Source organism: Galbibacter marinus, from assembly GCF_000300875.1.
Lineage (GTDB): Bacteria > Bacteroidota > Bacteroidia > Flavobacteriales > Flavobacteriaceae > Galbibacter > Galbibacter marinus.
The window spans coordinates 145,933-160,917 of record NZ_AMSG01000003.1; the positions used below are offsets into that span (position 1 = coordinate 145,933).

A 14,985-nucleotide genomic window follows, 5' to 3' on the forward strand; every position below is an offset into this window, starting at 1 on the left:
ATTATTTTAAACGCACGGGAATCCCTTGAGATTTCAACAATTCCTTTAATGCGATAATTTCAATTTCCTTAAAATGAAATACACTAGCAGCTAATGCGGCATCTGCTTTTCCTTTTTTAAAAGCATCCACAAAATGGTCCGCTTTACCAGCTCCTCCTGAGGCTATCACAGCGATATTTAATTCCTCGGAAAGCCTAGCCAAAGCCTGGTTAGCAAAACCGTCTTTGGTACCATCATGATCCATCGAGGTGAAAAGAATTTCACCAGCTCCTCGTTGTTCGACTTCTTTTGCCCAATCAAACAAATCGAGCTCAGTAGGCACCTTACCACCTACCAAGTGAACTTTCCATTGTCCATCAATTTGCTTAGCATCTATGGCAACCACTACGCATTGACTGCCAAATTTCGCCGACAACTGATTAATTAAATCAGGATTCTTAACCGCTGAGGAATTTACGGACACCTTATCAGCGCCACATTGTAATAGCGTATCTACATCCTCTACCGAGGATATGCCTCCACCAACTGTGAAGGGTATATTGACATTTTGTGCCACACCAATCACTAAGTCTGTCAAGGTTTTACGTCTTTCTTCTGTAGCCGATATGTCTAAAAAAACAAGTTCATCCGCTCCGTTCTCTGCATATAGTTTTGCTAGAGCAATTGGATCTCCTGCATCCCGTAGTCCCACAAAGTTAACACCTTTTACGGTCCTACCGTTTTTAATATCTAAACAGGGTATTATTCTTTTGGTCAACATCCCTTTATTATATAATTTTCAAGTTGTTTTAAACTAATTTTATTCTCGTATATAGCCTTTCCAATGATGGTTCCTTCACAGCCCAATTCAGCAAGTTTAGGCAATTCATCAAAGGTAGAAATCCCTCCAGAGGCTATTAATTTGATCTCCGGCGATTGATCAATGATTTTTTTATATAGGTCAAACGAAGGGCCTTGTAACATACCATCCTTACTGATATCGGTACAAATCACATACTGAATCCCCTTGTTAAGATACGATGCGATAAAAGGAAGGAGCGCTTCATTGGAGGCTTCTTGCCACCCTGAGATCGCAATTTTCTCTTGATCCGCGTCTGCACCTAATATAATCTTTTCACTTCCGTAGTGCTGAATCCATTGCTGAAATACATCCGGATTCTTTACAGCGATACTACCACCAGTGATCTGGTTTGCCCCATTTTCAAAGGCTATTTTTAGGTCTTGATCTGTTTTTAATCCTCCTCCGAAATCAATCTTTAAATTTGTTTTAGTAGCAATAGTATTTAAAACTTTATAGTTTACTATGTGACTACTTTTAGCGCCATCTAGATCAACCAAATGCAAATGCTCAATTCCATGCCCCTCGAAAGATTTAGCCACCTCCAAAGGATTTTCATTATACACCTTTTTGGTGTTGTAATCCCCTTTAGATAAACGCACACATTTTCCATCTATAATATCAATTGCTGGTATAATTCTCATAAATCAACTTTTTTATCTCTACAATTATTAATTGTTTTTATCAAAACACCTCTATAGTTGAATCTCTAATCGGTTAGCTATGTTAACTTTAGAAAATTATTTAAAATTTTCTGACCCATAACGCTACTCTTCTCAGGATGAAACTGAACTCCATAAAAGTTGTCTCTATTCAAGGCAGTTGAGTACTTTACATCATAAGTGCTACTTGCTATGGTATCTTTGCATAAAGGCGCGTAATAACTATGAACTAAATACATATATTCACCTTCCTCAATATCTTTTAGTAAACTACCACTGAGATCTGTGATTTGGTTCCACCCTATTTGCGGTACTTTCACCTTATTGCTAAATCGAACAACATCTACATCAAATATGGACAGGCCACGAGCATTTCCTTCTTCAGAACTGTTACACATGAGTTGCATCCCCAGACAAATTCCTAGAACGGGTTGTTGTAAGTTAGGGATAAGTTTGTCTAACCCTGTATCTCGGAGCTTGTCCATTGCACTACTTGCCTCTCCGACACCTGGAAATATTACTCGATCAGCTTGGGTGATTTCATCAACATTATTGGTTAAAATAGCCTGTGCGCCCATTCGTTCTAAGGCAAATTTTACACTTTGGATATTTCCTGCACCATAGTTTATAATACTTACTTTCATTCTCTGATATAATTCGTACCGTCTAAATAGAACATGAAATCAAGCATAATTTATTAAATTTCACTATGAGACTATATTCTATTTTAATTTTTAATTTATTTAATTCCAGATATTTAAGATATATTAATTAAACCATCCCTTTAGTAGATGGTAAAAGCATTTTTTCAACATCTCTTTTTACAGCTGCTTTAATTGATTTGGCCAGTGCTTTGAAAATAGCCTCTATTTTATGATGCTCATTATCACCGGTTGCTTTAATGTTTAAATTAGCTTTGGCACCGTCAGAAAATGATTTGAAAAAGTGATAAAACATCTCGGTGGGCATTTTACCAATCATTTCACGTTTAAATTCAGCATCCCAAACCAACCAGTTTCTTCCTCCAAAATCAATAGCTACTTGCGCTAAACTATCATCCATAGGCAGATAGAATCCATAACGCTCCATTCCGAGCTTATCCCCTAAGGCTTTACTAAACACCTCCCCTAGAGCTATAGCGGTATCTTCGATAGTATGATGTTCATCAACTTCAAGATCACCATTTACATTTATGGTCAGATCCAATTGTCCATGACGAGCAATTTGATCTAGCATATGATCAAAAAATGCAATGCCAGTAGCAATATCACTCTTCCCCGTGCCGTCCAAATTTACCTTTATGTAGATATCTGTTTCATTAGTCTTACGGGTAATTTCAGCAACTCGGTTACTTAATTTCAAGAATTGATATATCTGTTTCCAGTCATTAGTTTCTAGAGCAATATGAGACTCTAAATCCGATCTTTTAACCGATATCTCGTCCGCTCCTAAATAGCGCTGGTCATTGATGAAAATCCCTTTAGATCCAAGGTTTTTAGCTAATTCCACATCAGTTAAGCGATCTCCAATTACAAATGAATTCTCAAGATCATAAACGGGAGAAAAATACTGGGTTAGAAGCCCTGTATTCGGCTTTCGTGTTGGCGCATTATCTTTAGCAAAAGTTTTATCGATAACAACTTTTTCAAAATCCACCCCTTCATTTGCAAAGGTTTTGACGATAAAATGCTGGACGGGCCAGAAATCTTCCTCTGAAAACCCTGGTCCTCCTAGTCCATCTTGATTGGTAACCATGACTAATTCATAGTCCAATTCCGCAGCAATCTTGGCCATATATGGCAATGCTTTTGGGTAAAATTCTAATTTATCAAAAGAATCGATTTGCTCATCTTCTGGCTCCTTAATTAGGGTTCCGTCCCTATCTATAAAAAGTACTTTCTTTTTCATTATATCGTTTTTAAAACTTCAATCAACTTTATATTCTCCCCCTGAGTACCGATGGTAATTCTCAGTGTATTATGACACAAGGGTTGACTACTCCTATCACGAACAACAATTCCTTTTTGAATAAGTTGATCGTAACGCTTCGAGGCATTATCTACTTTTAACAACAAAAAATTTGCCTCACTAGGGTAGACTTTCTCAATCCAAGAAAGTTCATTTAACGCTTTAAATAGCTTGGTCTTTCCTTCTGTAATTGAGAATATTTCACTTCGAACAAGCTCTAAGTTATCTAACCTTTCCAGGGCTTTTAATTGGGTAAGTTCATTGACATTATAAGGTGGTTTAACCTTATTTATTATCCCTATAATATCTTTGCTCGCATAACAAATTCCTAATCGAATTCCTGCCATCCCATAGGCCTTGGAAAGCGTCTGGGTAACGAATAAATTTGGGAATTCTTCCAATCTATTCACCCAACTTGAACACGAAGAAAAATCAATGTAGGCCTCATCTATCACCACGATACCATTAAAAGATTTTAGCAAGGTTTCAATGGCTTGGCTATTAAAAATGTTCCCTGTTGGGTTATTGGGGCTACATATAAATAATAATTTTGTATTGGAATCGATGCGCTCTAAAATAGCATTTGTATTGAGCTTAAAATCCTCAGTCAACAGAACCTCTCTATTTTCAATATCGTTAATCTCAGCTAGCACTTTGTACATTCCATAAGTGGGAGGGAGAGTAATAATATTGTCTACTTTAGGCTCGCAAAATACTCGGAATATTAAATCCAACACCTCATCACTACCATTTCCAAGTAATATTTGAGAATCCAAAACACCTTTTTGTATGGCCAACACATCTTTAACGGTACGTTGTTGAGGGTCAGGATAACGATTCACCCCATTTTCGAAGGGATTCTCATTGGCATCCAGAAAAATCATAGAATTTTTAAATCCTGTAAATTCATCTCTAGCTGATGAATATGGGGTTAATTTTAGTACATTTTTCCGTACTAACTGCTCTAAATTAAAAGTTGTTGTCATGAAAATTGTATTGATCAGATTTATCTTAGCGGGTTAATTTATATCCTTTAATCGAATACTCACTGCATTTTTATGTGCAAAAAGACCCTCTGCCTCCGCCATTAATTCAATTGCGTTACCAATGTTTTTAATTCCTTGCTGAGATATCTTCTGAAAAGTGATGCTTTTTAAGAAACTATCCAAATTCACACCACTATACTGCTTTGCATAACCATTAGTAGGAAGTGTATGATTGGTTCCTGATGCATAGTCTCCTGCAGACTCAGGGGTGTATTTTCCAATGAATACTGATCCAGCATTACAAACACCATCACTGTAAAACTGCTCATTTGAACTTGCAATAATGAAATGTTCAGGGCCATAGGTATTTATAAACTCTAAGGCTGATTCATGGTTGTCAAAGTAAATGAATCGAGAGTTTTCAATAGCCTTGCTTGCAATAGCCTTTCGTGGCAGATCTTCCAATTGTTTTTCAATGGCTTGTTGTACCTTATCTATAGTATTTGAATCAGTACTCACTAAGATGACTTGACTATCCACACCGTGTTCTGCTTGAGAGAGTAAATCTGAAGCTATATATTCAGGATTTGAACTCTGATCCGCAACTACTAGCAGTTCAGATGGTCCTGCTGGCATGTCGATGGCAACATTATAACGAGTAGCGTATTGTTTGGCTACTGTCACGAACTGATTACCTGGTCCAAATATTTTGTATACAGAAGGGACGGTCTGCGTCCCAAAGGTCATTGCAGCTATAGCCTGAATTCCTCCGACTTTAAAAATCTTTTTAACCCCACATAAAGATGCAGTGTACAATATAGTGGGATTGACCGCTCCTTGTTTATCGGGTGGGGTACATAATATTACTTCTTTACAACCAGCTAGTTGCGCTGGAATAGCCAACATTAATATAGTCGAAAATAGCGGTGCGGTTCCACCTGGAATATACAAACCAACCTTTTCAATAGGTCGTTTTTCCTGCCAGCAAGTTACCCCTGGGGTAGTTTGAACCTCGACTCTTTCAGTCTTTTGAGCACTATGAAATGCTAGAATGTTATTTTTTGCTATATCAATAGCCTCTTTTAGAGAATCACCCACCACATTATTAGCTTGTTGGATTTCCGAATCTCCTACTTGAATTTCATCTAGTTGAACGCCATCAAATAAACTCGTGTATTTACCTAATGCTATATCCCCTTTACTCCTCACCTCATTAAACACCTCGGTAACAGTACTCTCAACATCATCAATCTGAACGGTTGGTCTTTTGACTATTTTATCCCAATTTTCTCTCTCTGGATTATCTATCTTTTGCATTATTTTAGAATATTCATTTTTTTTAAACTTAGACTACCAATTTTTCAATTGGACTCACTAGAATTCCTTCAGCACCCTTAGCTCTTAGCTCATCGATTACTTCCCAAAAGCGATCTTTGTGAATAACGGTGTGTATGGAACTCCATCCTTTTTGAGCTAATGGCAGCACTGTCGGGCTTCGCATTCCAGGTAATAGAGCTATTATATCATCAATCTTATCATTGGGAGCATTCAAAAGAACATACTTAGACTCTCTAGCATTTAAAACTGATTGAATTCTAAATTTTAGTTTCTCTACTAAAGCATTTATCTCTTGGGGGATTTCAGGAGACGCCACTAATACAGCCTCACTCCTCATAAGGGTGGTCACCTCCTTGAGGTTGTTCTTAAACAAGGTACTACCGCTTGAAACAATATCCACAATTGCATCTGCTAAGCCAATATTGGGTGCAATCTCTACTGAACCATTAATAATATGCAAATCTGCATTGATATTTTCTCGTTGTAAAAATTCTTTTACCGTATTTGGATATGAGGTGGCTATTCTTTTACCTTCTAAATCTTGAATGGAATTATAAGTCTGGCCTTTTGGAATAGCCAAGGAAACTTTACACTTTGAAAAACCAAGTTTTTCTATCACCTGTAGATCTGATCCTTTTTCAAATAATAGGTTCTCCCCTACGATTGCTAAATCCACCACACCATCTCTAAGATATTGTGGGATATCTCCATTTCTTAAATACAACACTTCCATTGGGAAGTTTCTAGCGAGTGCTTTTAATTGATCCCTTCCATTATCGACAGAAATTCCACAATCCTTAAGTATTTTTAAAGAATCCTCATTGAGTCTACCTGATTTCTGAATGGCGATTTTAATTTTTCTTTCTTCCATAGTTTATAAAACCTTCGAAAATTAGTATTGGTTACTGCATAAAAAAACCCGCTTGAATTGACTCAAGCGGGTTAACATATGTTGAATAATATACATAACATCTTTACCTCGCCTGAGTGCCAGTGTAAAAATGATGATGTACATTATAAAGCTTCATGTCGTTTTGTTTAACACTACAAATTTAAGTCAATAAAAAACTGGAATCCAAATATTATTTCGAGTTTTTTTCTAAAAAAAATAAATATATCGAATTTAAGGTATAAAGTTATATTTTGTAATCAAAAGTACCACTATAAAGCCTTTTATTTGTTTAGATAACGTTTTATATTCATAGCACAGTGATCAATTAACATTTCAATCATGAACTTCTTTGCTGTTTAATGAATATAATTGCATGATTACTTCCACTTTTCAATCTGAAATTTTTGGATGTTTACCTACAATATCACACTAAAAAATGATATTTTGCTAGACCATCCACTAGATTTTTATATTACAACCTACTTAACCCACAACACCCATTTGTCTTCAAAATAGGTGTTATTCACATTATTTCGCTGAAGATTCTTAATGGCGATATAACGATCTGCTTTATATAAATAAACATAGTAATAATTGTTCTCTGGATTTATAAAGAATTTCGGTTCAAACCCTCTCTCTCTAAGATCAGCTGTAAATTTTTCAAAATAATGCTTCACTGAAAATACATTAAGGACTAAATAAAAACCCTTATCCACGCCGTGCACGGCTTTTAAGGTTTTATAACTACTCTGGGTTCCAAAAATTTCAGCAGTTACCGCTGTGCTATCAATTTCTCTAGGAGAATATCCAGCAGCTATAGAATCGCTTTTCTTTAAGAACTCCTGGTAAGCGGCCTCAATTTCAGCCATTTCATTTGCGCTGATTTCTTGAGGGTTTCCAGTTTGTTCAGTAACTTTTGCTAATTGATCGGTGCTAATATCCTCAGATCCCTTTTGCAAACTGGCCTGATTTTCTGCCTGAATATCCTCGTCAGTATTAGTTATTGCAGTTTTATCTACTGCAGCAATCTCCGATTTTTTATCCTCAGAACCTAGGTTAGTGTTTTGGTTTTTCTCTTCTTTATTACTTTTGTTTTCACTTTGATCAGGACCAATTAAGGCATAAGAGCTCGTTTGATCTTCTTTAATAGTTGATTTTTCAGATGCTTGAGTTGATTCTTTGTCTTGGTCCTTAGAGGCATAAACTGCATATTTATTGGTTTGGTCCTCCTGTGGATCAAAGTCTGTTAAAGTGCTTTGCTGTTCATCTTCTTGGGTTTCTTCATTTACAGTATTCACTCTGCTTCGGCTGATATCTTCAGAGTTTACAAAGTTTGACTGATCAACATTTTTTGATACCGTTGCGCGTCCATCGGTATCTATTATGTTCTTGCGTCGCTCTCGAGGCCCTAATTCAATAGTAGCGATAGCCTCATAGGTGCTTCCAAAGGCTTTGTTAGTTTTCGAGGTTCCATTTTCATAAACGATACCTATACTAATACCCTCTCCTACCTTTACACCAATACCTCCAGAGATTCCAAATGCATTATTATAACCAACCTGCATCCAACCTGTATAAGGTAGATCAATCATGGTATTAAGCCCATACTGAAAGTCTTCACTCGGTAAGGATTTACCATAGACCATTGTGCGCCACCTCGCATCCAAAAACATACCATTGGCATATTCTAACTCTTTGGTATAGCCCAACTGTCCTGAAAAAATTTTCTTCGAGAAATCGGTCAGAGTATTGGAGTCATTAAAATTGTAATCAAAAAGATTTTCTGCATAGACCCCTATATCAAAGTTCTTTATCGATACATTTAATCCTGGCATAAAAACAAGTAAGAAGTCATCCTTGTTGTCAAGAACAGCCGGATCAGGGTCAGCAGCATTTGCGGTGTTTTTATCAAGGCCCCGTCTAAATAATGTTGTATTAACCCCAAAGGCTAAAGATACTTCTTGGGCTATCTGTACATTATAGGAGTAGTTGACCAAAAGTCCTGAATCCACTAAAAGCCCGAGACTCTGTTGATATAGCCCCAAACCAGCACCCGAGTTCTCACCAACTTTACCAGCATAACTCAACATATATGTTTGTGGTGAATTCTCCACACCTGTCCACTGAATTCTACTCCAAAAACTTACAGCCCTGTGATTATTTCGAACGGTGCTATAGGTGGGGTTTACAAGAAATTTATTGTATTGGGTCAAGTTGTGTTGTCGCCAATCAACAATAGTGCTTTTGTTTTCGACTTGAGAAATAGCAGCATAGCAAACCAATAGCATGGCTACATTTAGTAGGTATCTTTTCATAAACTGAACTCATTTGGGTTTAAGTTCAAAATACGCAAAAACTCCTTATAGTCCTTGCGTATTTTAATACATAGCACTGTGTCCGTCCTATGACAACAACGAACGTCACAGTTATCATTGCTGCTAATATAATCAAATTAATTTACTAAAGTAATGGAACCTTTTTTCAGATTCTTACCATTTTTGTTAATAAAGTAGTAGTAAACCGGTGTTTGCGAGGTAAATTGAGAAGTAGAACTCGGCCAACTATTATCGTAAGAAGTTGTTTTTAAAACTGTTGCACCATAAGCATCACATATAACTACTTCAGTCTCTGGATCGTTGATAAATTTTTGTGGCAAGGTCCATTTATCATTAACGGTATCGTTATTAGGGCTTACAACATTAGGGATATTTTCAACCATGTTAGCATCAACAGTTATGGTTTTTTCAACAGTACATGATCCAGTTATAGCAATTAGGGTGTACACTCCAGTCTGGGTGATATTCAAAGTAGACACATCGCTCAAAACCTCTCCTTGATCCGAAAACCATGTATAAGAATTACCACCTGTCGCATTAGTCTGAATTATTCCCTCAGGACCAATCGTTGCAGATTCTCCAGGATAAATAGCTATCAAATCTGTGGTATCTCTTTTTAAAGAAACCGAAGCAGTTGTAAGACTACATCCAGCATAACTCACCTCTACTTTATATTCGCCATCCTTTGTAACAGATAAGCTATTAATATCATTACTAGCAATTAATTTTCCATTCTTATACCAATTATACACGGCTCCTTTAAGATCGGTATCAACACTTAAAATCCCTTTAGAGGATTGGCATGTAAATTCCTTTTCTACACTTAACACCATTGAAGGCAAGCCCATTATCATCTCAAGAGTATTGGAATTATAAACTTTGCCTTTATAATCTAATGCAAGCGTATAGTTTCCGTTATCAGTATAATCAATATTTAACTCAGCACCATTAGAAACAAGTGATTCGTCTTTTGTCCACTTAAATTGAAAATTAGGGTAAAATTCCTTAGCCACAGTAATGACATCCCCATTACTCAATAACCCTTTTACGGATTTTAATGACAATCTAGCCTCTGTTGTCAAACAAGGCTCATAGTCTTTTGAAGCTTCAATTTGAATATTATAGGATATTGGTTCGTATATTTTAAATGTTTGAGATTTGGTTGCCCCACCACACTGATTCACATCACCAACCATAGCATAGTAATCACCCTGATCAGCCACCTCTAAGGTATTGCTATTGTAGCCGTCTTTTAATAGCTGCCCGTCTTTATACCAGGTGATTTCTCCTGCATTTGAATCCGTTTTTATAGATAAAGTAGCAAGGTGATCTCCTATAATCACTGCATTAAGAGGAGAGGTTACCTCTACCACAGCTCCTTTATTTTGATTAAAACTATAAGAATTAGAAACGGCTTCACATCCTCCTTGTTTGGTTACAACTACATGGTAAGCACCGATATTGTGGTTGTTATAATCCAGCACAATGGAAGGGAAATAACCAGTTAAACCTTCTATTTTAGTATCGTTTTTAAACCAGGAATAGTTGTAATTCTCATTATCTACCGAAGCCCTCAAGGTCACCTTTGTAGCACTACAGTCTTGTGCATCTTTTTCAGAAGTAATAGCTACTGTGAATTCCTCTGCTGTTTTAGCTACAACTAGATTGGAATAATTACTTCCTGTACAATTACCATAGTATGGCTCAACATAATATTCTCCTGGCTCTGAAATTGCAAGGGTATTTTCTTGAGTTAACTTGAATAGTTCACCATCCTTAAACCAAACATATTCCTGCGCTATATCAACGTTTAATGCAATTGTGGTTGTCCCAGAACCACAAAGATTTACATCTTTATAATTATTAAGAATTAATTCTTGATTATTAATTAAATAGGCATCGAATACTGCTGAACCCTCGCTTACCATCTTTGGAGAAGTACTTCTTACTCTAATTTTATAACCTTCACCTGCTACTGAGTTTGGAAAAGCAAAGGTGCTTTGAAACTCAAACGAAAAGTTTTGATCCTTTACAACCTCAAGCACGGTAGGGTCATTAAATAAACCAAATTGATCCGATAACTCTACATAAAACACATTATCAGCCTTAAATGGTTTCTCATCAAAAGAAATAGTAGCTTGAAAACTATTATACCCCTCTGAGACACAGGCATAATCAAAACCTAATTCTGGTGCATCCAATCTCTGAGAGAAGCTAATTGCAACAACAAACAGAAACAAAACATTCAAAAGTGTAGATATGGTTTTCATAAGTAGTTAATTTAAAAATGGGACTTCTTAAAAATGTTACTCTAACAATCAAAACCAATAAAATTTATTGATTTTTCATATATCAAATATATAAATAAAAAAATAATACTCGTTTAAAAACCGATATTTTCGATGAAATGCACATCTCGTCTGGGAGTTTAATCCAGTAAAACACAACGCATAGCATGTAAAACAGATGCAATAAGTTGATTGTAGGCAAGTTAGTCTACTCACAACGATGCAAGTAAAGTTTTAGATTTGAATATCTCTCAAATCAGCATAATTGAATTAGCATAAAAGGTGAAAAGTATTGAAGTAACTACGATAAAGATTCTGATTCCTTTATCTAGAGTTTACGCCGCGGTAAAACCGAAGAAGTATCCTTAAAGGGGAGCCTGTTGTGTTGCTAAAGATAGAGAAACTAATTAAAAACAGCCAATCGATGACATCACCACGGGATTCATTATAAATAAAACCATATCATTTTCCAAGTAGAATATATGGGTTTAAACTTATTTTCGTACCAATGTATCACACTTTCACCTTACACTATCATCTGATTTATCCATTACCTGGTTCACAATTAATCAAGGATGACAACCCATAATTTTGATCATTGAAAATAATACAGTCAAGCACATCCTTAGCTTGATTTATTTTGCAATTGATAACTTAATTCTAACACAATTAAGAACACAGACCATATTCCAATTTAATTCATCAATGTTGGTCATTAGAATCGTAAAACTTTTTTTACATTTGTCCCCGATGAATCAGCATATCAACATAAAGAACAAAAGAGCTCGCTTTGAATACGAAATTCTCGATACCTATAAGGCTGGGATCGTACTCTCTGGAACGGAAATAAAATCTATTCGTTTAGGACGTGCATCTATTGCAGAGAGTTTCTGTGAATTTAATGATAAAGGTGAACTATTTGTTATCAATATGACAGTGGAAGAATACTCCCATGCAACTCATTTTAATCATCGTCCAAAAAGCGAACGCAAATTACTACTCAACAAACGAGAGCTCAAAAAGTGGCATAAAGAAGTAAAGGTCTCTGGTCTAACAATTGTACCTCTAAGACTTTATGTCAATGACCGTGGTTTAGCTAAAATGGAAATTGCCTTGGCAAAAGGTAAAAAGTTATACGACAAAAGAGAAACGATCAAAGATCGGGATAACAAACGAAACCTTGATCGTGTTAAAAAGTCTTTTAACAACTAAAAGATATTGTCACCCTTTTTCATCTAACTTATGATATCCAGCTTTGCGAAACGCAACAGCAATTTCTTTATCCCACCTTTTTCAAACCTTATTTCAGCTTTCTTATCATTTCCAGCCCCTTCGATTTTTAATACCTCACCTCTACCAAAACGTGTATGTGAAACTATGGTTCCAACATTCATATCGGAATCAAATAAATTAGATAATGAGGAAGGTTTTCCTAGGTCTGGTTTAAGTTTACGAAGCTTCCGAAGCTTCTCCTCTGAGGGTTTATGATGTGATGGTGGTGTTGAAGCAACAGGTTTATTAAGACGTAGTTTACTCTTATCCACATCTTCAAAAATATCTGTATCCATTAAAGGTTTGTAGCGATAACTACCATCTACTGGAGGCGTTAAGTATTCTAAATATTTATCATCTATTTCTTCTATAAACCTACTGGGCTCCGCATCAATAAGCTTCCCCCATCGATACCTGCTTTCAGCATAGGTTAGGTAAGCTTGTTTTTCTGCGCGAGTTAAGGCTACATAAAACAATCTTCGCTCCTCCTCCAATTCACTTCTGGTATTCATACTCATGGCAGATGGGAACAGATCCTCCTCTAATCCAACGATAAATACATAAGGAAACTCTAATCCCTTAGCCAAATGTATGGTCATAAGTGCTACACGATCATCATCCCCTGTGTCCTTATCGAGATCTGTCACTAAGGCCACATCTTCCATAAATTCTGAAATAGAACCCGTGGCATCTGCGAGTTCTTTTTGACCGTCAACAAAATCTTGGATACCATTGAGAAGCTCTTCCACATTTTCCATACGGGTAACGCCCTCAGGTGTCCCGTCCTTTTTGAATAATTGAAATAACCCGGTATTTTTAATCACCTGAGCAGTTAACTCGAAGGCATCCAAAGATCCTGAAGTTGCTTGAAAACTTTTGATCATGGTAATAAAATCATCCAATCGCCTTTTGGTGCCTGAGTTGATTTTTAAATCAATTTTATCGAGGTTTTCCATTACCTCAAAAATGGAACGTTTATAATGATTCGCAGCTACAGTTAGCTTCTCCACAGTGGTTTGACCAATTCCGCGAGAAGGAAAATTAATTACACGTATTAAAGCTTCTTCGTCCTTAGGGTTGAGTATCAGCCTTAAATACGCCAGTACATCTTTAATTTCTTTACGTTGATAAAAGGATAAACCGCCGTAAATTCTATATGGAATATCTTTACGTCTAAGTGCGTCCTCAATAGCCCTTGATTGAGAGTTTGTCCTGTACAATACGGCAAACTCTCCTTCGTGGATTTGATGCTGCATTTTGGTCTCAAAAATAGTTGAAGCCACAAATCGACCCTCTTCACCATCAGTTGGAGAGCGGTGTACTTTAATTAGATTTCCATCCTCATTGTCTGTCCAAACGACTTTCTCTAGACGGCTTTTGTTTTTTTCAATTACAGAGTTTGCTGCATGAACAATATTACGGGTAGACCGATAGTTCTGTTCTAGTCGGTACATCGCCACATCGTCATAATCCTTTTGAAAATTGAGAATGTTATTAATATTTGCTCCTCTAAAGGCGTAGATGCTCTGAGCATCATCTCCAACTACACAAATATTTTGATATCTATCCGATAACGCTTTAACGATCAAATACTGTGAATGGTTGGTATCCTGGTACTCATCCACTAATATATATTTAAATCGTTCTTGGTACTTCATTAATACCTCAGGAAATCGATTTAAAAGTTCATTGGTTTTAAGCAAAAGATCATCAAAATCCATAGCCCCAGCTTTAAAACAACGTTCACAGTACTCATTATAAATCTCTCCTAAACGAGGCTTTTTTGCCATCGCATCTGCTTCCATTAATTCTGGATTGTTGAAATATGCTTTGACGGTAATCAAACTATTCTTATAAGAGGAAATTCTACTCTGTACCTGTTTGTATTTATAGACGTCTTTATCCAACCCCATTTCTTTAATAATGGCATTTATAAGACGTTGCGAATCTTGAGTATCATATATGGTAAAATTATTAGGATAACCCAATTTGTCTGCTTCAAATCGCAAAATTTTTGCAAAGACAGAGTGAAAGGTTCCCATCCAGAGATTCTTTGCCTCACTACTTCCTACGATACTTGCGATTCTAGTCTTCATCTCACGAGCCGCCTTGTTAGTAAAGGTTAAGGCAAGAATATTAAAAGGATCTACTCCTTTATGCATGAGATAAGCAATTCTATAGGTAAGCACTCGTGTCTTTCCCGAACCAGCTCCCGCAATTACCATTAACGCTCCATCCTTATGCAATACTGGCGCTCGCTGCGCATCATTCAATTCTGCTAAATAATTTTCCAATCGATCTGTGAGTTTTAGTATTTGACCTTAATGCTTAAAAGTCATTTCAAAAATACAGCTAACTTTTGAATTTGTCAATTTTCAATGAACCGCTTCTTGAATTGTAATGAG

The 14,985-nt window shown here is 36.3% G+C and carries 11 protein-coding genes; 1 reads left to right on the forward strand and 10 read right to left on the reverse strand.

Features of this window, described 5'->3' with window-relative positions; all coding sequences use genetic code 11:
• Window position 1: 1 nt before the first annotated feature.
• The 9 genes from hisF to I215_RS04145 form a co-directional block, all read right to left on the reverse strand.
• Window positions 2–760, reverse strand: a complete 759-nt coding sequence (gene hisF / locus I215_RS04105; RefSeq protein ID WP_008990694.1) for an imidazole glycerol phosphate synthase subunit HisF — start codon at window positions 758–760, stop codon at window positions 2–4.
• Window positions 754–1,482, reverse strand: coding sequence for a 1-(5-phosphoribosyl)-5-[(5-phosphoribosylamino)methylideneamino]imidazole-4-carboxamide isomerase (gene hisA, locus I215_RS04110; protein WP_008990695.1), 729 nt, complete (start codon window positions 1,480–1,482; stop codon window positions 754–756). The genes hisF and hisA overlap by 7 nt, the downstream gene beginning before the upstream one ends.
• A gap of 77 nt (window positions 1,483–1,559) precedes the next feature.
• Window positions 1,560–2,144: an imidazole glycerol phosphate synthase subunit HisH gene (gene hisH / locus I215_RS04115; protein ID WP_008990696.1), complete on the reverse strand. Its 585-nt coding sequence runs from the start codon at window positions 2,142–2,144 to the stop codon at window positions 1,560–1,562.
• A 127-nt stretch (window positions 2,145–2,271) separates the two neighbouring features.
• Entirely contained in the window at window positions 2,272–3,408 is a 1,137-nt protein-coding gene (gene hisB / locus I215_RS04120) for a bifunctional histidinol-phosphatase/imidazoleglycerol-phosphate dehydratase HisB (RefSeq protein WP_008990697.1), read from the reverse strand.
• Window positions 3,408–4,454, reverse strand: coding sequence for a histidinol-phosphate transaminase (gene hisC / locus I215_RS04125; protein WP_008990698.1), 1,047 nt, complete (start codon window positions 4,452–4,454; stop codon window positions 3,408–3,410). The genes hisB and hisC overlap by 1 nt, the downstream gene beginning before the upstream one ends.
• 33 nt (window positions 4,455–4,487) lie before the next feature.
• The gene (gene hisD / locus I215_RS04130; RefSeq protein ID WP_008990699.1) at window positions 4,488–5,771 is read right to left on the reverse strand and encodes a histidinol dehydrogenase; all 1,284 of its coding nucleotides are present in this window, start codon (window positions 5,769–5,771) and stop codon (window positions 4,488–4,490) included.
• Window positions 5,772–5,799: 28 nt separating this feature from the next.
• Window positions 5,800–6,663 carry an ATP phosphoribosyltransferase gene (gene hisG, locus I215_RS04135; RefSeq protein ID WP_008990700.1) on the reverse strand — a complete coding sequence of 288 codons (864 nt, stop codon included), beginning with the start codon at window positions 6,661–6,663 and terminating at the stop codon, window positions 5,800–5,802.
• A 500-nt stretch (window positions 6,664–7,163) separates the two neighbouring features.
• On the reverse strand, window positions 7,164–8,999 hold the full coding sequence (locus tag I215_RS04140; RefSeq protein ID WP_008990701.1) for a PorP/SprF family type IX secretion system membrane protein: 1,836 nt from the start codon (window positions 8,997–8,999) through the stop codon (window positions 7,164–7,166).
• A gap of 137 nt (window positions 9,000–9,136) precedes the next feature.
• The gene (locus tag I215_RS04145) at window positions 9,137–11,290 is read right to left on the reverse strand and encodes a T9SS type B sorting domain-containing protein (RefSeq protein ID WP_008990702.1); all 2,154 of its coding nucleotides are present in this window, start codon (window positions 11,288–11,290) and stop codon (window positions 9,137–9,139) included.
• A 768-nt stretch (window positions 11,291–12,058) separates the two neighbouring features.
• Here I215_RS04145 and smpB point away from each other — a divergent pair.
• On the forward strand, window positions 12,059–12,520 hold the full coding sequence (smpB, locus tag I215_RS04150; protein WP_008990703.1) for an SsrA-binding protein SmpB: 462 nt from the start codon (window positions 12,059–12,061) through the stop codon (window positions 12,518–12,520).
• A gap of 23 nt (window positions 12,521–12,543) precedes the next feature.
• On the opposite strand, the gene I215_RS04155 is transcribed toward smpB, so the two are convergent.
• Window positions 12,544–14,874, reverse strand: coding sequence for an ATP-dependent helicase (locus tag I215_RS04155; protein ID WP_008990704.1), 2,331 nt, complete (start codon window positions 14,872–14,874; stop codon window positions 12,544–12,546).
• Window positions 14,875–14,985: the final 111 nt, after the last annotated feature.